Raw genomic sequence first — 19,248 nt, forward strand, 5'->3', positions numbered from 1 at the left:
GGGAGGCCAGCGACTTCTGCCGAGCACCGCCATCGCCCAACCTATTGAATTTGCTGCGTTTCAGCACTTGGCATGGTTGCTGCACTGTTAACGGCGAGCCAGACGGCCTGGGGAGGTCGGATGGCTCGGGGACTTAACGGGGACTTGGCGCCATGGAAAATGCGCAGCTCATCGGCCTGTCGCGGCAGATCGCCTTGCAGCGGCAGATGGACGTGGTGGCGAACAATATCGCCAATATCAACACCACCGGTTTCAAATCCGAGCAGACGCTGTTCGAGGAGTACCTGATGCCGGTCGCCCGCGACCGCGACTTCGGCGCCCTTGACCAGCAGTTGAGCTATACCGACGACTGGACCACCATCCACGACATGTCGGGCGGCGCGCTGGTTCAGACAGGCAATCCGCTCGACGTCGCGCTACAGGGCGAAGGCTTCCTCACGGTCCAGACGCCGCAAGGCAACCGCTACACCAGGTCCGGGTCACTCGCCATCGATGCGAGCGGCTTCCTCGTCGACCTCAACGGCAATCAGGTGCTCAGCACCACCGGCCCGATCCATTTCGGGGCCAGCGAAACCGACATCGCCATCGGCGAGGACGGCTCGATCTCCTCGAGCGCCGGCGCCAAGGGCCAACTGCAGCTGGTCGAGTTCACCGACCCGCAGGCGGTCGAGCGCCAGGGCGACAGCCTGTGGTCCGGCGGCAACCCGATCGCCGCCACCTCCACCCGGGTAATCCAGGGCGCCATCGAGAAATCGAATGTCTCGGGCGTCGGCGAGATGACCGAGATGATCCGGGTCCAGCGCGCCTACGAGAGCGTCGCGTCGCTGCTGTCGGAACAGAACGACCAGCGGCGCAGCGCCATCCAGAAACTCGGCAACCTCAACGCCTGATCGGAGCCAATGCAATGAAAGCCCTCTACATCGCTTCGACCGGCATGGCGGCGCAGGAACGCAACGTCGAAGTCATTTCCAACAATATCGCGAACATGCGCACCACCGGTTACAAGCGGGCCCGCGCCGAGTTCCAGGACCTGCTCTACCAGTCCTACCGCCAAGCCGGCTCCTCGACCTCGGAGCAGGGCACCATGGCCCCGGTGGCGGTCGAGGTCGGCTCCGGCGTCAGGACGGCGGCGACGCCGCGGGTGATGAGCCAGGGCACGGTGGCCCCGACTGAGAAGGAACTCGACGTCGCCATCCGCGGCGAAGGCTTCTTCGTCGTCCAGATGCCCGACGGCCGCACCGGCTACACCCGCGACGGCTCGTTCGAGCGCAGCCCCGAGGGCCAGCTGGTCAACGTCGACGGCTACGAGATCCAGCCGGGGATCACCATTCCGGGCAATGCCAACTCGGTCTCGATCAGCCCGGACGGCACCGTCGAGGTGTTCCTCGACAACGATACGACCCCGACCACGGTTGGCCAGCTGCAACTCGCTCGGTTCGTCAACAAGGCGGGCCTTGCCTCCGCCGGCAACAACCTCTTCCTCGAGACCGCCTCGAGCGGCCCGGCGCAGGTGGGAACGCCCAATGCCGCCGGCATGGGTGACCTGCTGCAACAGTATCTCGAAGCCTCGAACGTCAATTCCGTCACCGAAATCGCCGACCTGATCGCCGCGCAGCGCGCCTACGAGATGAACGCCCGCGTCATCTCCGGCGCCGACGAGATGATGCAGTCGACGACCCAGTTGCGCTGACCGGGAGAACCTGAATGCACAAGATCACCCTCCCTGCCCTGTTCGCGCTTCTCGCCACATCGAGCGCGTTGGCGGCGCCGACGCTCCGGGCCGACGTTTCGGTCAACCACGCCGTCGTCACCGTCGGCGACATGTTCGAGGATGCTGGGCTCCTCGCCGAGCGCGCCCTGTTCCGTGCACCGGCCCCCGGCACCACCGGCATCGTCAGCCTCGAAGCGGTGCGCGCCGCTGCGGCCAAGGCCGGGCTCACCGAGTACGCACAGGATGGCCTGCTCTATGTCCGCGTCGAACGCCGCTCGACGGTGGTCGATGCGGCACAACTGACCGGCCTGATCTCGGCGGACCTCGCACAGCGCGGCCTGCTGCCGGCCGGGGTCGAGCTCCGCGCCCGGTTCGATGATCCTGCGCAGAGCTTCAACGCCGAGGCAGTGGACAGGCCGGTGACGCTGACCGCTCTCCGCTACCAGCCCGGCGCTGCGAGCTTTGCCGCCCGCTTCCAGATCGCCGGCGTCGAACTGCCGGTCGACGTGACGGGCAGCCTCGACCTCCTTGTCGAGGCCCCGCATCTCGCCGCTTCGCTAAAGGCCGGCACCGTGCTCGGTCCGGCAGACATCGAGATGAAGCGCGTGCCGCTCGATTTCGCCGACCAGTCCGGGGTGGAAACCATCGCCGATTTGGTTGGCAAGCAACTCCGCCGCAATTCGCGGGAAGGCGTCATGCTGACAACCGCCGACGTCACCGATCCGCTGGCGGTGCGCCGCAATACCCAGGTGACCGTGTTGCTCCGCACCGGCCCGATGACCCTGACCGTGGTCGGCCAGTCACTCGGCGACGCCGTCGCCGGCCAGACGGTGCAGGTGATGAACTCGGTGACGAAGAAAATCCTCAACGGCGTCGCGACCGCCAACGGCGCGGTGGAGATCACCACCGCTGCCGCAAAACTCCAGGTCGCCGGGCTGTGATGGGCGAAAGGACAACAGAGATGAACCCGATGAGACTCGCCGCCGCCCTCGCCCTCACAGCGCTCCTCGCGGGGTGCTCCACCCTCGACAACCTCGCCTCGGTCGGCGAGCAGCCTCGGCTGACGGCAATCGCCGATCCCACCGCCCAGGCCGGCTACCGGCCGGTGCAGATGCCGATGCCGGAGCCGGTGGTCGCGTCGTACCAGCCGAACTCGCTGTTCTCCAACGAGGCGCGCGGCTTCTTCAAGGACCAGCGTGCCCACAAGATCGGCGACATCCTCACCGTGATGGTGACCATCGACGACAGCGCCAAGATGTCGAATTCCACCGACCGCGAGCGGACCTCGTCGTCCGAGGGCAGTATCGGCGGCGTCCTGGGCTCGATCTTCGGCGGCAAGGTCCCGCTGGCCGATGTCGAGGCCTCGGGCAAGATCAAGACGGCCGGCGACCTCGCGGATGGCGGTTCTGGCTCGGTGGACCGCAAGGAGAGCCTCGAGACGCAGGTCGCCGCCGTGGTGGTGCAGGTGCTGCCCAACGGCAACCTGGTGATCGAGGGCCGGCAGGAAGTGCGCGTCAACTTCGAGGTGCGCGAGCTGATCGTCGCCGGGATCGTGCGGCCGGAGGACATCCACGCCGACAATACCATCCCCTCGTCCAAGATCGCCGAGGCCCGCATTTCCTACGGCGGACGCGGCCAGATCACCCAGATGCAGCAGCCGCGCTACGGCCAGCAGATTGCAGACGCCATCCTGCCCTTCTAGGCCCCCATTCCCCATCGCTGCCGGCGCAATCCCCCATTGGTGCCGGCAGCCTCAGGCAGGTTCCAGAATAGAGCCCGCCACCAAGAGGGCGCAGTCTCCCCGGCTGCGCCCTTTCCCCATCTGGGGCGAATAGCGAGGCGAATCGTGAATGGTCCGAGAACGGGAGCGCTGGTGGCGGGCGATCCTGTTTTGGGCTTTCCCTCCTCGTGCCCAGCTACTATTCACCATTCACCACTCACCATTCGCGCTGGTCCTCCCATGTCCGCCAATTCCGCCTTCACCAAACTCGACGCGCTGAGCCGCAAGCTGGAGGCGATCGAGCATGCGCAGTCGATGCTGGGCGTCGACGAGGCGGTGATGATGCCGGTGGGCGGCGGCGAGAAGCGCGCCGAGACCATGGGGGCGCTGGCCGGCATGTACCACGAGATGGCGACCGCGCCGGAGGTGGGCGACTGGCTCGGGGATGCCGAGGCGGAGCCGCTCGACGAGATGCAGACGCTCGCGATTCGCGAGTTCCGCCGCGTCCACACCAACATGACCTGCCTCTCGGCCGACTTCGTGCGCAAGCAGGTCAATGCCCGCATCCGCTGCGAGCAGCTGTGGCGCGAACTCAGGCCCACCGGCGACTGGGCGACGTTCCTGCCGGCCTTCGAGGGCGTCGTGGCTACGGCCCGCGAGGAGGCCCAGCTCCGCGCCGACGTGCTGGGGCTTTCGCCCTATGACGCGCTGATGGAGCAATACGACCCCGGCAACCGGGTGGCGGACGTGGCGCCGGTGTTCGCCGACCTCAAGGTCTTCCTCAAGGACTTCATCCCCAATGCCCTCGCGCACCAGGAGGAGAAGCTGGCGAAGCGCCCGCTGAAGCCCTTGAATGCGCCGTTCGCCATCGACCGGCAGAAGGCGCTCGGCCTCGTGATGATGGAGGCCGTGGGCTTCGATTTCGATCACGGCCGGCTCGACGTCTCGCACCATCCGTTCTGTGGCGGCGTGCCAACCGACATCCGGATGACCACGCGCTACACCGAAGCCGAGTTCCTGACCTCGCTGATGGGTATCCTCCACGAAACCGGCCACGGGCTCTACGAGCAGAACCTGCCGACAGAATGGACGCACTGGCCAGTGGGCCGGGCCCGCGGCATGTCGATGCACGAGAGCCAGAGCCTGTTCGTCGAAAAGCAGATCGCCCGCTCGTCCGAATTCTGGGAATGGGCCCTGCCCCATGTCCGCGACAAGCTCGGCGAAGGGGCCATTGCCGGCTGGGACCTCGAGGACGTGCTGGCGCATGTGCATTTCATCGAGCGCGGCCTGATCCGCGTCGACGCCGACGAGGCGACCTATCCGCTGCACGTCATCCTGCGTTTCGAGATGGAGCAGGACCTGATCGGCGGCAAGCTCGCCGCCAGGGACGTGCCCGAGGCCTGGGACGCCAAGATGCGCGAGTATCTTGGGCTCTCGACCATCGACAACATGAAGGACGGGCCGATGCAGGACGTGCACTGGCCGTCGGGCGCCATCGGCTACTTCCCGAGCTACACGCTGGGCGCCATCATCGCCGCGCAGCTCTGGGCCGCCATCGAGCGCGACCAGCCCAACGTCCGCGACGACATGCGCCACGGCCGCTTCGTCGGCCTCAACGACTGGCGGCAGGAAAAGGTGTGGAGCCAAGCCAGCAAGTACTCGACGCCGGACCTGCTGCAGCGCGCCACGGGGGAGAAACTGAACGCCCGGCACTTCCAGGAGCATTTGACGCGGCGCTATCTCAGCTGATCGGGAGGAAATCGGCCCATGGCCAAGGATCGGCCATCGGTACTGCAGCCGCTGCAGCATCCGACGTTCCGCAAAATCTGGATCGCCAACCTCGTCTCGAGCTTCGGCGCGCTGATCCAGGGCGTCGGCGCGGCCTGGATGATGACGGCGCTGACCAACTCGGTGGACCTGGTGGCCCTCGTGCAGGCGTCGACCGCCTTGCCGATCATGCTGTTCTCGCTGCTCGGCGGCGCCATCGCCGACAACTTCCCCCGCCGCCGGGTGATGCTGGTGGCGCAGTTCTTCATGCTTGCGGTGTCGGCGCTGCTGACACTCACGGCGTGGCTAGGGCTGATCACGCCGTGGCTGCTGCTGACCTTCACCTTCCTCATCGGCTGCGGCGCAGCCCTCAACAACCCGTCATGGCAGGCTTCGGTCGGTGATCTCGTGCCGCGCTCCAGCGTCGGCTCGGCTGTGGCGCTGAACTCGATCGGCTTCAACCTGTCGCGCGCCCTCGGTCCCGCCGTGGGCGGTATCATTGTGGCGGTCGGCGGCGCAGCCGCGGCGTTCACGGTGAACATGGCGAGCTATGTCGGACTGCTTGCGGTGCTGCTGCGCTGGAAGCCTGCGCCGGTGCCGGCCGGGCTGCCGCGCGAGGCGGTTGGTGCGGCAATGGTCGCAGGCCTGCGCTACATTTCGCTGTCGCCGCAACTGGGCAAGGTGCTGGTCCGCAGCTTCATTTTCGGCCTCGCCGCCAGTTCGGTGCTGGCGCTCCTGCCGGTGGTCGCCAATCAGATCCAGGACGGCGGGCCGCTGGTCTATGGCCTGCTGCTCGGCGCCTTCGGCCTAGGTGCCGTCGGCGGTGCGCTGATCAGCGGTCGGCTAGCGGAACGGTTCGCCAGTGAGGCGATCGTCCGGCTGGCCTTCCTCGGCTTCGCCGCCTGCGCCGCCACCACAGGTTTGAGCCCCAGCCCGTGGCTCACCGGCGTCGCTCTGGCGCTGGGCGGCGCGTGCTGGGTGCTGGCGCTCACCCTGTTCAATGTCACCGTGCAGCTATCGACCCCTCGCTGGGTGGTCGGTCGCGCCCTGTCGCTGTACCAGACCGCCACCTTCGCCGGCATGGCAGCGGGCAGCTGGGTCTGGGGGCTGGCGGGCGAGCAGTTCGGCGTGAGCCAGGCGCTGCTGGCCTCGGCCGTTGTGCTGGTGCTCGGCGCTGCTGTCGGCCTCGTGCTGGCCATTCCACCGCGGGTGCTCCTCGATCTCGATCCCGCCAACCGTTGGCAGGAGCCGGAGATCGCCCTCCCGATCGAGCCGCGCTCGGGCCCGATCGTCGTCAGCATCGAATACCGCATCCGCCCGCAGGACGTGCGCGAGTTCCTGCGCGTCATGGCCGACCGCAAGCGCATCCGTATGCGCGACGGCGCCCGCGAGTGGACGCTGCGGCGCGACCTTGGGCAGACCGACATCTGGGTCGAGAGCTACAAGAGTCCCACCTGGACCGAATATGCCCGCCATAACCAGCGCCTCACCCACGCCGACGAGGTGATCGGCGAGCAGTTGCGGAACCTGCATCAGGGGCCGGAACGCCCCGTCGTGCGCCGGATGATCGAGCGCCCACCGAACTGGTTCGCCGCGATTGCGGCCAACAGGACGATCGATCCGCCCTGAGGGACCCTCACCGTCGCGTCCGACGCGCAATGGCACCCGGCCAAGTTGCGCGCAAGAATTTATCCAGCCAGTTTACAAATGTGGATGCGCAGGCCTATCGTCAGCAATCCGGCGGAGGAGTTCCAAGGACCGCCGGGCCATAACAATCGAGGGGAGGACTGCGATGCGTCGTGCGTCGACTATGACTGCTGCCCTGCTGGGCACGCTTCTACTCTCAACTGCCGCCGCTTCGGCCGCCGACATCAAGATCGGCTTCCTGCCCGGCGTCGTCGATCCATTCTACCAGGTCATGCAACTCGGCGTTGAAGCCGCGGCCAAGGACCTCGGAATCGAAGTCGTCACCCAGGTACCGCCCACATGGGGCGTCGAGGCGCAGACACCGATCCTCGATGCGTTGGTTGCCCGTGGCGACCTCAACTACATCATCACCGCGCCGACCGATAAGGACCAGATGGTGGCGCCGCTTCAGGCGGCGCTCGACGCAGGCATCAAGATCATCACCGTGGATACGTTCCTCGGCGACGGTGACTACGCCAACGGTCCGGTGACGTTCCCGATCAGCTATATCGGCTCGGATAATGTCGAGGGCGGCCGCATCTCGGCCCGCGGCCTTGCCAAGGCGATCGGCGGCAAGGGCACGGTCTATATCAACTCGACCAACCCGAACGTCTCGTCGGTCGAGGGCCGCGAGCAGGGGTTCGCCGAGGTGATGAAGAACGAATTTCCCGACATCAAGGTGATCGGGCCGGATTACAACCTCGACGACCAGAACAAGGCGGCACAGCAGACTGCGGCCGTGCTCGAACAGAATCCGGACCTCGCCGGCGTCTTCGGTACCAACGTATTCAGCGCCGGTGGCGCCGGTAACGCGGTGGTCAACGCCGGCCTCGGCGGCCATGTACAGGTTGTCGCCTACGATGCGACGGCTGAAGCCATCGAATTGATGGGCAAGGGCGTCGTCTCGCTGGTCCTCGCGCAGAAGCCCTTCGACATGGGCTACATGGCCGTACAGTTCGCGGCCGCAGACGCGGCGGGCGTGACCAGCCTGCCCAAGCGCGTCGAGACCGGTTTCGCGATCCTCGACAAGGACAACGTCACCGATCCGAACTTCGCGCGCTTCATCTACAAGACGGGCAACTGACCGCTGTCGATGATTGCTGTGCCGGGGACGCTTCGGCGTCCCCGGCACCTCTGTTTTCGAGCATTCCGGGGGCCAAGTGACGGATACCAAGGCAATGTCGGGCTTCGAAGAGCCCTCGCTCTCGCCCAGCAAGCGTTTCATCCTGATGGCGAGCCGGCTCTGGGCCTGGGTGTTCCTCGCGCTGATGATATTGTTCTTCATCATCGCAGTGCCGCTGTTCGGCGGCGCCACGTTCCTGTCAGTCCGCAACAGCCAGAACATCCTCGTCGCCATCGTGCCCGTGCTGTTGCTCGGGCTGGGGCAGACCTTCGTGATCATTTCCGCCGGCATCGATCTCAGCGTCGGCTGGGTGATGAGCCTCGCATCGGTGCTGTCGGCCCACGCGATCCGCGCCTCGTACAATGCCGGGGTCCCATTGTTCCTCGCGGTGGTGCTGGGTTTCCTGGCCGCGGTTGGCGGCGCGGCGCTGGTCGGGCTCTTCAACGGCCTCATCATCGCCAAGCTGAAGGTGCCGGCTTTCATCGTGACGCTCGGCACCTCCTTCATCGTTCGCGGCATGGCGCTGCTGTTTTCCGAGAACACCACGGTGATCGGCCTGCCCGCCGGGATACGCGACTACGGCAACGAGTCGCTGTTCTACTGGGTGCGCGGGGAAGGCGGCGGCTTCTACGTGCTGAACCGGCCCGAGGTCAGCGGCGAGCTGTTGCGCCAGATGGACCGTATCCTCGCCTGGCCGGTAGTGATCACCGCGATCGTGGTGATGCTGTGCATCTTCCTCCTCCGCCGCACTCAGTTCGGGCGGCACACCTACGCTATCGGCGGCAGCATGCAGGCGGCGCTGCGGACCGGCATTCCGGTCGATACGCACATCATCAAGCTCTACATGCTGAGCTCGGCCACCGCCGGCGTCGCGGGGTTCCTCTCGACGCTGCGGTTCACCGCCGGCTCGGCGGTGATCGGCGATGCGCTGCTGCTGAGTTCGATCGCGGCAGTGATCATCGGGGGCGTGAGCCTCTTCGGCGGGGCCGGCTCCATTATCGGCACGGTGATCGGGGCGCTCATCATCGCGGTGCTGACCACCGGATTGGTGATGCTCAACGTGCAGGCCTTCTGGCAGTTCATCGTCGTTGGCGCCGTGGTCATCATCGCGGTGCTGATCGACCAGTCGCGCGACTTGATCCTCGGTCGCCGGGGGAGAGGGTCATGACCGAGCCGGTGCTTTCGATCCGCCACATGGTGAAGCGCTTCGGCGGCCTCGTGGCCGTCAACGACGTCAGCCTCGATATCAATGCCGGCGAAGTGGTGGCGCTGCTCGGCGACAACGGCGCTGGCAAGTCGACCCTCATCAAATGCGTCTCGGGCGTTCACCTCCCCGACGAAGGCGATATCCGCTTCGAGGGCAAGGTCGTGAGCTTCCCCAAGCCGATCGACGCGCGCAGCGCCGGCATCGAGACGATTTACCAGGACCTGGCGCTCGCCAACAATCTCGACGTGCCGGCCAACATCTTCCTCGGCCGCGAGATGAAGAACAGCTATCTCGGCGGGCTCATCAAGACGCTCAATGACAGGCAGATGCTGACCGAATCCGAGGCAAGCCTCGCTGCCCTCGAGATCCAGTTCCCCAGCCTCACCCAGCCGATCGAGAGCCTGTCGGGCGGCCAGCGGCAGGCGGTGGCCATCGCCCGCGCCATCTACTGGAAGGCGCGGCTGATGATCATGGACGAGCCGACCAACAATCTGGGTGTGCCCGAGCAGCACAAGGTGCTCGAACTGATCCGCCGGCTGCGTGACCAGGGCGTGCCTGTGATCCTCATCACCCACACCATGCCGGACGTCTTCGCCGTCGCCGACCGGATCATCGTCATGCATCGCGGTCGGAAGGTGACCGAGAAACGGACCAGCGAGACCAATGCGTCGGAGCTGGTGCAGTACATGGTGGGCGCGCTGGACGACACGCAGGCGCCGGCTGTCTGAGAGCGCCGCGGCACGCCCGCCTCAACTCCCAATCACCATCCGGTTGCCTTCGCTGTCCCGGAACTCCGCAGTGGTGCGGCCCGGCTGCCACGGCGCCTCCTGTAGCTCTGTGACGATCTCGACACCGTTGACCCGCAGCGCCTCAACCGTGCCCTCCACGTCGTCGTCGACTAGAACGAGCACCGGCTCATCGGACGGGGCGTCGTCCTTGCGGCGTATGAAGTGCAATGTCGTCGTTGCCCCGGGAAGCCTCAGTTCGATCCAGCGCCAGCCGCCTGGGCCCATCGGCGCATCGGCCGCGACCTCACAGCCGAGATTGTCGATGTAGAAGGCCTTGGCCCGGTCTTGGTCGAAAACGGGAAGCTCGGCGAACTGGATATGCATGGCGGTTCTCCTGTTGGGCAGCGCCTAGTTGGCGAGAGCTCGGTGCAGCACCTCGGCAAAGTTCTGCGCTTCGGGGCCGAAACCCATGTGATCGCCAGGGAAGGCGACCGGCTCCACTCCCAGCTTGACCGCCAGCGCCGTTCCCATGTCGTAGATCGGCTGGCCCGCGGACTGCTCGCCGAGGCCCACCACCACGATTGGCTGGCCCTTGCGCAATGCATCGATATCCGGGCGGTAAAGCGATAGCGGCATCATGCCGTGCGCCAGCCAGTACTCGAAATTGCCGCTGACCCGCGCGAACGTGTCTGCGGCTTCCGGCGGCACGTCGAACTCGGGCGGTGCCTGTTCGTGGTCGGCATCGTCCTCGAGGCCGTTCATCGAGAAGAACTTGCCCATCGCGGCATCGACGCCCTCGTTGCGGTAGGTCTCGTAGAGCTCCCTGTCGACAGCGATCGCCTCGCTGGGGTCGTCGAGCAGCATGATCGTCGGAGGCTCGTGGGCGACCACGGCACGCACCAGTTGCGGGTATCGCGCCGCGAGGTTGAGCCCGATCTGCGCGCCGCCGCTGGTGCCGAACACAAAGGCCGGACCGCGGCCAAGCGCCTCGATCAGCGTCGCCGCATCGTCGGCCTGGATATCCATGTCGAGTGCCACCGCCTCGCCGTCGAACGTGCTGCGCGAGTTGCCACGCGGATCGTACGCGACGACGGTGTAGCGGTCGGCGAGGTGTTTTGAGAGCTTGGCGAAAACGCCGGCGTCCTGCGGGCCACCCGGAATGATCAGCAGTATCGGGCCAGTTCCCTGAACCTCGTGGTAGATACTGGCGCCCGGCACTTTCAGCGTGGCCGACTTGATCGGATAGGTCATATGAATCTCTCCTGAGGGCCGAGCCTCGGAATGGGCCGAGGACCCTGAACTAGACCGTCCAGTACCGCACTTGCAGGAAACTAGACTGTCCAGTACTCTGGTGTCAACCAAGGTGGTGACTGTTTGTGGAATGGCAAGGTCGATGCGGTCTGAATCGGCGGATGAAGCGGTGGAAGGCGAGAACCGTTCGGCGCGGAAGCGTCGGGCCATCCTCGACGCCGCCACCGAGGTGTTCCTGAAGAGCGGCTATCTCGGCACCAATATGGACGAGATAGCCGCCCTGTCCGAGGTCTCGAAGCAGACCGTCTACAAGCACTTCGCCAGCAAGGAAGCGCTGTTCATTGAGATCGTCAGCACCATGACCACCGGCGCCGGAGACATCGTGCACAACGAGATGCCCGAGTTTGCGGACGGGGGCGACCTGGCGGTGTACCTGCAGGACTATGCGCTACGTCAGCTCACGGTGGTGCTGACGCCGCGGATCATGCAGTTGCGGCGCCTCGTCATCGGCGAGGTGACGCGATTCCCCGAACTGGCGAACGTCCTCTACGAACGGGGGCCGGCGCGCGCCATGGCGACGCTTTCGTCGATCTTCCAGCATCTCGGCGAACGTGGACTGCTCACGATCGATGACCCGGCGGTCGCCGCTTCCCATTTCAACTGGCTGATCATGTCTGCCCCCCTGAACCAGGCCATGCTGCTGGGCGACGCGGCCATCCCCTCGCAGGCCGAGCTTCGCCGCAACGCAGAAGCGGGCGTGCGAGTCTTTCTCGCGGCCTATGGGAAGGCGTGACATGGGCAAAGCCCCAGATGTCCGCCACATTGCCCGGTGCGCCTGTGGAGAAGTCGAACTCGAAATGATCGGCATCCCGATCGTTAGCGTCGTCTGCCACTGCGACGATTGCCAGACGGGCTTCCTCCAGCTCGAGACGCTGCCCGGCGCGACTCCCATCCTCGATGCCGCCTGCGGGACTCCTTGTGTCCTCTATCGCAACGATCGTGTCACCTGCACAAAGGGCGCCGAGCTTCTAGAGGGCCGCAAGATCAGGGAAAGGTCGGCCACCAGCCGGCTCGTAGCCACCTGCTGCAACTCGGCCATGCTCATGCGCTTGGACGACATCCGGCACTGGACCCCGGTCTACCGCGACCGGTTCGTCGGTGATGCCCTAGCGCTCGAGATGCGCATCAACACGCAGTTCAAGCCAGAGGGTATTGCTTTGCCAGCCGATATGGCGAGCCACCCGAGCATTCCGCTGCGATTTATTGCTCGACTGATCAGCGCCCGGATCGCGATGACGCTCGCTTATAGTGCAGCGTCATCGCCGAGCCCTTGCCTTCGCCCTATGTCGACGGCTGGATGTTCTGGTTGATGTGGAAGAGGTTCTTGGGATCGTACTTTGCCTTTAGATCGGCGAGCCTGGGGTAATTGTCGCCGTAGGTCGCCCGGACGCGCGCGTCACCCTCGTCCATCATGAAGTTCGGATAGGCGCCGCTGAGGTCGTAGGGGTGGACCGCGGTCCAGTAGTCATTAGCCCACTGCTTCAAGGCGCCCGCCCGTGCCGGATCCGAGTCGACCCCGACGATGACCATCGACCAACGCGCATCGCGGTAGTTCCAGGCCGTGTCGCCGCTGGCCCGATTGTGAACGGCTCCGTCAATCGGATAGAGATGCATAGCCGAGATGGGGCTCGGCGCGGATGCGACGTGCTCGAGATGCGCCTCAATCGCGGCGTCCGGCAGCGTCTGGACGAAATCGCCCTTCCAGTACCACTGCAGGCCAGTCGGATAGAGAGCGTCGAACATGCTCTGCAGAACCGGGTAGGCAATCGGCCCGGCCCAGTCGATGATCGGGGTAGGCAGCGCCGCGCGGACCGCGTTGACCGCTGCCTCGGCGTTGTCCCCGTTATGCGCGGTGAGCAACACGCACATCTTCTTGCCCCAATGCTCCTCAGGGAACGGGGCTCCCGGCGGCACGGATTGCAGGCCTAGCCAGATGTAGAAGTCCTCGGGCGCGCCCGCCTGGAAATCGCGGTACCAACGCATGACCTCACCGGCGTCGGAGAGGTCGAAAATGATCGGCCCGCCATAGAGCGTCTTTGCCGGGTGCGTCCGGAACAGGAAGCTCGTCACCACGCCGAAATTACCGCCCCCGCCCCGTAACGCCCACATCAGGTCGGTGTTCTCCGTTTCGCTGGCGGTCATGAAGCTCCCGTCGGCGAGAACCACGTCAGCCTCGATCAGGTTGTCGATGGCGAGCCCGTATTGCCGGCTGAGATAGCCATGGCCACCGGACAGCGTGAGACCACCAACGCCGGTGGTCGAAATGATGCCGAAGGGCACTGCCTGGCCGAATGCATGGGTAGCGTGGTCCACGTCTCCGGTGGTGCAGCCGGGCCCGACCCGGACGGTCCGGTTCTTGGGATCGACCCGCACCCCCTTCATTAGCGACAGGTCGATGACCAGGCCGTCATCCACGCTGGCAAATCCGGGTCCATTGTGGCCGCCGCCCCGAATGGCTATCGGGAGGCTGTGCTCGCGGCCGAAATTCACCGCGGTGATGACATCACCGGCATCGGCGCATTGCGCTATCAGCGTCGGCCGCCTGTCGATCATCCCGTTATAGAGCTTGCGGGCGCCGTCATAGGCAGTGTCGGTGGCGCGGATGACGGTGCCCCTGAGATCGGCGGCGAACTTCGTGATATCCTCGTCCTGCATGGTGTTTCTCCCGGATTTGAGCGGCCCCAAACCGAAGGGCCACGCTATCGGGCGCGCCGGCCGGCATGAATGTCCAATCGTCCGGTTTCATTGCTCCGGCGTCCTAAGCCGCAAGCAGCAAGTCAGACACACCGATCGCCCTTGCCTCACCCAATCGCATCGGGGATAGTCGGACATATCTCGAAGAGCATTTTGAACGGTGTCGCGGAAATTTCTGCCGCGGGGAGTACCGAGGAATGGATGTTCTTTCGGACGTGCTTGCGGCAGTTCGCCTGACTGGCGCGATCTTCTTTGACAGCACTTTCCGCGAACCCTGGGTCGCCGAAGCACCGCGAGCCTCGGTCATTGCCGCCAAGGTGATGCCGGATTCCCAGTACGTCTTTTTCTTTCACACCCTGCTGGAGGGCTCGTGCTGGGTGGAGATGACCGATGGCTCTGCCGAGCCGCTACGGCTCGAGGCGGGGGACATCGTAGCGTTTCCGATGGACGATGCGCACGCCCTTTGTTCGGCCATCGGCATGCGGGCCAAGCCGGATCTGGCCGCCTATCACCATCCGATCGACCGCCAGTTGCCCTATGTGGTCAATGAAGGCTCCGGCGCAGGCTCCTGCCGGTTCGTCTGCGGCTATCTCGGCTGTGACATCCGGCCGTACAACCCGTTCATCAGGTCGCTGCCCCGGGTCCTCCACGGACGAGGGACCGCCAACCAGGGCTGGCTCGTGAACCTGGTCCACCATGCGGTTTCCGAGACACAGCGCGGCAACCCGGGCGGCGAGACCGTGCTAGCAAAGCTTGCCGAACTGATGTTCGTGCAGGTGATCCGGGAATATGTGGAGGGCCTGCCGGGCGACGCTCGCGGCTGGCTCTCGGGCCTCAGGGACCCGCATATCGGGCAGGCTCTGAGGCTGATCCACGGCCAGCCCGCAACCGATTGGACGCTGGATGGACTGGCGCGCTCGGTCGGGCTGTCACGCTCGGTGTTCGCCAACCGCTTCACCCACTATGCCGGCGATTCTCCGATGCAGTATGTGGTGCGCTGGCGCATGCAACTGGCCGCGCGGCTGCTGGAAAGTCCCAGCGTCAGCATCGCGCAGGCCGGCGCGCAAGTCGGCTATGACTCCGAAGCAGCATTCAACCGCGCCTTCAAGAAGGTCGTCGGGCTGCCGCCCGGCACCTGGCGAAAAGGCCGGCTCAACTCCAGCAGTGCCCTATCCCCAAACTGAGGCGGGCACCCGCAATAAGGAGGCCCGCATCGCTGCGGGCCTTCTTTTACTCGTCGCGGTACACCTTTTCGCGCCGCTCGTGCACCTCCTGGGCCTCCAGGGAGAGCGTGGCGATGGGCCGGGCGTCGAGCCTGGCGATGCCGATCGGATCGCCCGTTTCTTCGCAATAGCCGTAGGTGCCGTCTTCGATCCGCTTCAACGCCGCGTCGATCTTCGAAATCAGCTTGCGTTGACGATCGCGAGTTCTGAGTTCGAGAGCGCGGTCGCTCTCCGAAGAGGCCCTGTCGGCCATGTCCGGATGGTTCTGGCTCTCTTCCTGCAGATTCTCGAGCGTTTCGCGGCTCTCTCGGAGGATTTCCTCCTTCCAGTGCTCCAGCTTGTGCCGGAAGTACTCCCGCTGGCGCGGGTTCATGAACGGTTCGTCCTGACTAGGTCGGTATTCAAGGACTTCAGTCGACATTCTGTCTCGATTCCAAAACGCCCCTAATGAGCGGCCTTATAGTGGCGCAAGGGCTTGTTCTGCAAGCGTTCAAAAGGTTGGTGATTAACACGTGAGCAGGTTGCTCCCGATTGCGTCAGGCAGGGTACAGTCCGCGCTTGGCCAGTTCGACCCGGGCCCGGAGCTCGATATCGTCGAGCAGAGCGTCCAGTCCCGGCTCGCTGTGTTCCCGCGCCTGCGACAATACAGCCATCAGCTGGTTCAGGCGTCCCTCGGCCATTCGGCCTACCAGCAGGTCGCCCCGCAGCCCCTCGAGCGTGTCGATGAGCTGGGTGCCGCGGCGCACGATCTTCCTGCGCTTGAGCAGCGGATCTTCAACGGCCTGCAGCGCCAGCAGCAAATCGAGCGAGGTGGCGGCGGCGATGCTGGCGGTGGGGCGGGCCTCTTGGGCCTGCGCCCCCTGCCCGATCTCGAACGCCGCGCCCGACGACGCGCGGCCGGCGGCCGGCCGCCCCGTCACGTTGCCCACCCGCGCATTGTTGTCGATCCGCACCGGACTCACCCTGCCCTTGTCGCCTAGTCGGCAAAATCTGCCGTCAGCAGTTAAGCAAAGGTTAATCTGCCCGGCAGGAGTTGCCGCGCATGCCGGGAATAGACCATCCGTCTGAAATATTCATACGGTATTTCAATGCACTAGCTGCATCCAGACGACTTGGCACGGAATTCGCAACATCCCTGCTGATCGCGGCGCATGGGGATGTGCCGCACCTCCGGGGACTGCCAGATGGCCAAATTCAATCTCAAGCGCGCCCTGTTCGGCCTGATGGCCGCGGTGCTGCTGGTACCGCAGCCGAGCGCGACCTACGCCGCCGCCGCCCGCATCAAGGACGTCGTCAACATCGAGGGCGTGCGCGACAACCAGCTGGTCGGCTACGGCCTCGTGGTCGGTCTCAACGGCACCGGCGACGGGCTCAACAACTCGCCCTTCACCAAGCAAAGCCTGCAGGCGATGCTGGAGCGGCTGGGCGTCAACACCCGCGGCGAAAACATGCGGACGGCGAACGTCGCCGCCGTGATGGTGACGGCCAACCTCTCGGCTTTCGCGACGCAGGGCTCGCGGCTCGACGTCAACGTGGCGGCGCTGGGCGACTCTTCGAGCCTCCAGGGCGGCACGCTCCTCGTCACCCCGCTGCTCGGCGCCGACGGCGAGGTCTACGCCATTGCCCAGGGCTCGGTGACCATCAATGGCTTCTCGGCGGAGGGCGACGCTGCCTCGGTCGTCTCGGGCGTTCCTACCACCGGCCGCATCTCGTCGGGCGGCCTGATCGAGCGCGAGATTGGCTTTGTGCTCGGCGCGCAACGCACGTTGCGGCTGGCGCTGCGCAACCCGGATCTCACCACCTCGCGGCGCATCGCACTCGCCATCAACGACTTCATCGGCATTCCCTGCGCGACACCCGAGGATCCGGCGACCATCCGCCTCAACCTGCCGCGCAACTTCAACGGCAACATCGTCGACCTGCTGACCGACATCGAGCAGCTGGTGGTCGAAACCGACCTCCCCGCCAAGATCATCATCGACGAGAACTCCGGCATCATCGTCATGGGCAAGGACGTGCGGGTTTCGACCGTCGCCGTGGCCCAGTCGAACCTCACGGTGACCATTGCCGAGAGCCCGACCGTGGTGCAGCCGAACGCGCTGAGCCTCGGCCAGACCGCGGTCGAGCCGCGTACCGACCTCAGCGTCAACACCACCGAGACCAATCTCGCCGTGGTCCGGGAGTCGGTGAGCCTCCAGGAACTGGTGGACGGCCTCAATGCGCTCGGCATCAGCCCGCGCGACCTGATCGCGATCCTGCAGGCCGTGAAGGCCTCGGGCGCGCTGCAGGCCGAGATCGAGGTGCTCTGATGCTGAGTTCCCCTGCTTCCCTCGGCACGCGCGCAGGCAGCGATGCCGGTAGCTCGCTCTCGCCCGCTCGGATGGGACATCTTCGCGAGCAGGCCAAGGACCTTGAGGGGATCTTCCTCAACACCTTGATGAAGGAGATGTTCTCCTCGCTGAAGACCGACGAGAGCTCGATGGGCGGCGGCTTTGCCGAGGAGACGTGGCGCGGCATGCAGGCCGAGCAGATGGCGGACGCCATCGCCCGATCCGGCGGCGTCGGGCTTGCCGACGCGCTACTCCCCGACCTTATCGCGGCCCAGGAGGCCGCCCAGAACCCGATCAATCCAACGACCAAGCCCATCGGAGTTATTTGATGCTGACCAATGCCGCCGAGCGCCTCGCTGCCCTCGATTCCCTCCCAGCAGCCGAGCTCTGCGCCCTCGCCATGGACACGCTCGAGAGCCTGGTCGTGGTGCTGAACCAGGAGACCACCCTGCTCCGCGCCGGGCGCGCCAGGGACGCCAGCCAGTTGACGGCCGAAAAGACTCGGCTGGCGCAGGACTACATGGGCTACGCCCGCTCGATGCAGCGCCAATCGACGCGGCTGAGGGCCGAGGCGCCCGAACTGGTGGAGGCGCTGTTGGCCGGCCACGACAAGCTGGCGACGCAAATGGCCGATAACCTGCGCGTCATCGCCACCGCTCGTTCGATCACCGAGGATCTGCTCACCGACGTGGCGAAGGCGATCAGCGCCAGGGCCCGCCCCAAGACCTATGGCGCCAACGGCGAACTTGCCGGACAGCCGCCGCAGGTAGCAAGCGGCGTATCGATCAACCGGGCACTGTGAGCGGCGCAATTTGCACCAAATTGCTGGAGCCCGTGAAAGCGCGGTGAAAGCTCGACCCGGCATCCTTGCCAGCTAATTGGCAATTGGGATGCCGGTCATGAGCGCCAGGATAGCGCCAGAACCGATCAGTACGGGACTGGGAGCGGTCGGGGACTATCGTTCCCGCAGGATGCTCGGCGATTCCTACGCGGCGCCGGACGCTCCGGATACCCCGCAGCCACCTCCCCCGCAGAACGCTCCAGCACAGCTGCCAGCGCCGGTTCCGGCGCCGCCCCCTGCCCCGGGCTCGGCCTTTGCCGCTGCGCTTCTCTCCGGACAAGTGCCGCCAAAGCGGACGGGGGAGCGCGAGATCATCCTCCGTCTCGGCAGCACCGACCTGCCCGCGCAGGGGTCGCTGGCGCTCCACGACCGGCTGGTCTGATACGCCCTCGATTCTGCGGCGCCCGGCCGGCATTTCCTAATTGCGTACCGCATGGGCAGCAGTCGGCAATAGCTGCCGATCAGGCAATTTTACACGTAATATCAGCACTCTAGGGTTGAGGCTCGGCCGCTTCCGAATGAAAAATTAACTGCACCGGGAAGCATCTCGTTAACCATTCCTAAGCGGCCCGCGGCTAGGATCACGATCAATCTCAGGACGAGATTATCGAAATAGCCAGAAGGGATTCCCCATGCCGGAAGTCAACCTGTCAAAGGCGGTTCGCTCGAACCTCCTGAGCCTCCAGTCCACCGCCGCCCAGATGGCAAAGACGCAGGAGCGTCTCGCAACTGGCCTGAAGGTGAACTCGGCTCTCGACAACCCAACCAACTTCTTCACTGCCGCGTCGCTGAATAGTCGTGCGTCCGACATGGCCAATCTGCTGGACTCCATGTCCAACGGTATCAAGACCATCGAGGCGGCCGACAATGGCCTGACCTCGATCACCAAGACGGTCGAGTCGATGCA

The 19,248-nt window shown here is 65.3% G+C and carries 21 protein-coding genes and 1 pseudogene; 17 read left to right on the plus strand and 5 right to left on the minus strand.

All coding sequences use genetic code 11. The annotated features are described in order from the left end of the window. Positions 1-152 precede the first annotated feature (152 nt). The 9 genes from flgF (at position 153) to JWQ89_RS18600 (ending at position 9,942) form a co-directional block, all read left to right on the plus strand. On the plus strand, positions 153-890 hold the full coding sequence (flgF, locus tag JWQ89_RS18560; RefSeq protein WP_299643409.1) for a flagellar basal-body rod protein FlgF: 738 nt from the start codon (positions 153-155) through the stop codon (positions 888-890). 14 nt (positions 891-904) lie between these two features. Next, a complete protein-coding gene (gene flgG / locus JWQ89_RS18565) occupies positions 905-1,690 on the plus strand; it encodes a flagellar basal-body rod protein FlgG (RefSeq protein ID WP_299643412.1) in 786 nt (261 codons plus the stop codon). 14 nt (positions 1,691-1,704) lie between these two features. Then, positions 1,705-2,652: a flagellar basal body P-ring formation chaperone FlgA gene (gene flgA, locus JWQ89_RS18570; protein ID WP_299643415.1), complete on the plus strand. Its 948-nt coding sequence runs from the start codon at positions 1,705-1,707 to the stop codon at positions 2,650-2,652. 20 nt (positions 2,653-2,672) lie between these two features. Then, positions 2,673-3,413: a flagellar basal body L-ring protein FlgH gene (gene flgH, locus JWQ89_RS18575; RefSeq protein WP_299643418.1), complete on the plus strand. Its 741-nt coding sequence runs from the start codon at positions 2,673-2,675 to the stop codon at positions 3,411-3,413. Positions 3,414-3,671: 258 nt separating this feature from the next. Continuing rightward, entirely contained in the window at positions 3,672-5,180 is a 1,509-nt protein-coding gene (locus tag JWQ89_RS18580) for a carboxypeptidase M32 (RefSeq protein WP_299643420.1), read from the plus strand. A gap of 18 nt (positions 5,181-5,198) precedes the next feature. After that, the gene (locus JWQ89_RS18585) at positions 5,199-6,827 is read left to right on the plus strand and encodes an MFS transporter (protein ID WP_299643422.1); all 1,629 of its coding nucleotides are present in this window, start codon (positions 5,199-5,201) and stop codon (positions 6,825-6,827) included. Positions 6,828-6,990: 163 nt separating this feature from the next. Further along, complete coding sequence (locus JWQ89_RS18590) at positions 6,991-7,968, plus strand: ABC transporter substrate-binding protein (RefSeq protein WP_299643423.1); 978 nt, start codon at positions 6,991-6,993, stop codon at positions 7,966-7,968. Positions 7,969-8,062: 94 nt separating this feature from the next. Beyond that, the gene (locus tag JWQ89_RS18595) at positions 8,063-9,175 is read left to right on the plus strand and encodes an ABC transporter permease (RefSeq protein ID WP_299643424.1); all 1,113 of its coding nucleotides are present in this window, start codon (positions 8,063-8,065) and stop codon (positions 9,173-9,175) included. Continuing rightward, entirely contained in the window at positions 9,172-9,942 is a 771-nt protein-coding gene (locus JWQ89_RS18600) for an ATP-binding cassette domain-containing protein (protein WP_299643427.1), read from the plus strand. Before JWQ89_RS18595 ends, JWQ89_RS18600 begins: the two co-directional genes overlap by 4 nt. Before the next feature lie 21 nt (positions 9,943-9,963). Here JWQ89_RS18600 and JWQ89_RS18605 read toward each other — a convergent pair whose 3' ends face one another. Both JWQ89_RS18605 and JWQ89_RS18610 read right to left on the minus strand, forming a co-directional pair. Next, the gene (locus tag JWQ89_RS18605; protein ID WP_299643429.1) at positions 9,964-10,326 is read right to left on the minus strand and encodes a VOC family protein; all 363 of its coding nucleotides are present in this window, start codon (positions 10,324-10,326) and stop codon (positions 9,964-9,966) included. Positions 10,327-10,350: 24 nt separating this feature from the next. Continuing rightward, positions 10,351-11,193 carry an alpha/beta hydrolase gene (locus JWQ89_RS18610; RefSeq protein ID WP_299643431.1) on the minus strand — a complete coding sequence of 281 codons (843 nt, stop codon included), beginning with the start codon at positions 11,191-11,193 and terminating at the stop codon, positions 10,351-10,353. A gap of 142 nt (positions 11,194-11,335) precedes the next feature. Here JWQ89_RS18610 and JWQ89_RS18615 point away from each other — a divergent pair, with 142 nt between their 5' ends. Continuing rightward, positions 11,336-11,986, plus strand: coding sequence for a TetR/AcrR family transcriptional regulator (locus JWQ89_RS18615; RefSeq protein ID WP_299643434.1), 651 nt, complete (start codon positions 11,336-11,338; stop codon positions 11,984-11,986). 64 nt (positions 11,987-12,050) lie between these two features. Continuing rightward, a complete protein-coding gene (locus JWQ89_RS18620; protein ID WP_299643436.1) occupies positions 12,051-12,563 on the plus strand; it encodes a hypothetical protein in 513 nt (170 codons plus the stop codon). Here JWQ89_RS18620 and JWQ89_RS18625 read toward each other — a convergent pair. Beyond that, the gene (locus tag JWQ89_RS18625; RefSeq protein ID WP_299643437.1) at positions 12,535-13,908 is read right to left on the minus strand and encodes an FAD-binding oxidoreductase; all 1,374 of its coding nucleotides are present in this window, start codon (positions 13,906-13,908) and stop codon (positions 12,535-12,537) included. The genes JWQ89_RS18620 and JWQ89_RS18625 overlap by 29 nt on opposite strands. Before the next feature lie 236 nt (positions 13,909-14,144). Between JWQ89_RS18625 and JWQ89_RS18630 the strand changes: the two genes are divergently transcribed. Next, positions 14,145-15,131 (plus strand): AraC family transcriptional regulator, encoded by a 987-nt coding sequence (locus JWQ89_RS18630; RefSeq protein WP_299643439.1) that lies wholly within the window; start codon positions 14,145-14,147, stop codon positions 15,129-15,131. 46 nt (positions 15,132-15,177) lie between these two features. On the opposite strand, the gene dksA is transcribed toward JWQ89_RS18630, so the two are convergent. Further along, positions 15,178-15,591, minus strand: coding sequence for an RNA polymerase-binding protein DksA (gene dksA / locus JWQ89_RS18635; protein WP_299643441.1), 414 nt, complete (start codon positions 15,589-15,591; stop codon positions 15,178-15,180). Positions 15,592-15,706: 115 nt separating this feature from the next. After that, positions 15,707-16,123 (minus strand): flagellar assembly protein FliX, encoded by a 417-nt coding sequence (locus tag JWQ89_RS18640; protein ID WP_299643442.1) that lies wholly within the window; start codon positions 16,121-16,123, stop codon positions 15,707-15,709. A 270-nt stretch (positions 16,124-16,393) separates the two neighbouring features. Between JWQ89_RS18640 and JWQ89_RS18645 the strand changes: the two genes are divergently transcribed. The 5 genes and pseudogenes from JWQ89_RS18645 to JWQ89_RS18665 all read left to right on the plus strand — a co-directional run. Further along, positions 16,394-17,479: a flagellar basal body P-ring protein FlgI gene (locus JWQ89_RS18645; protein ID WP_299643453.1), complete on the plus strand. Its 1,086-nt coding sequence runs from the start codon at positions 16,394-16,396 to the stop codon at positions 17,477-17,479. Beyond that, positions 17,479-17,829, plus strand: coding sequence for a rod-binding protein (locus JWQ89_RS18650; protein WP_299643445.1), 351 nt, complete (start codon positions 17,479-17,481; stop codon positions 17,827-17,829). Before JWQ89_RS18645 ends, JWQ89_RS18650 begins: the two co-directional genes overlap by 1 nt. Continuing rightward, the gene (locus JWQ89_RS18655) at positions 17,829-18,302 is read left to right on the plus strand and encodes a hypothetical protein (protein ID WP_299643448.1); all 474 of its coding nucleotides are present in this window, start codon (positions 17,829-17,831) and stop codon (positions 18,300-18,302) included. Before JWQ89_RS18650 ends, JWQ89_RS18655 begins: the two co-directional genes overlap by 1 nt. Positions 18,303-18,399: 97 nt before the next feature. Then, entirely contained in the window at positions 18,400-18,723 is a 324-nt protein-coding gene (locus JWQ89_RS18660) for a hypothetical protein (protein ID WP_299643450.1), read from the plus strand. A 250-nt stretch (positions 18,724-18,973) separates the two neighbouring features. Then, a pseudogene (locus tag JWQ89_RS18665) lies at positions 18,974-19,248 on the plus strand (ABC transporter substrate-binding protein); the annotation flags it as partial.

Source organism: Devosia sp., assembly GCF_028290645.1.
Taxonomy (GTDB): Bacteria; Pseudomonadota; Alphaproteobacteria; order Rhizobiales; family Devosiaceae; genus Devosia_A.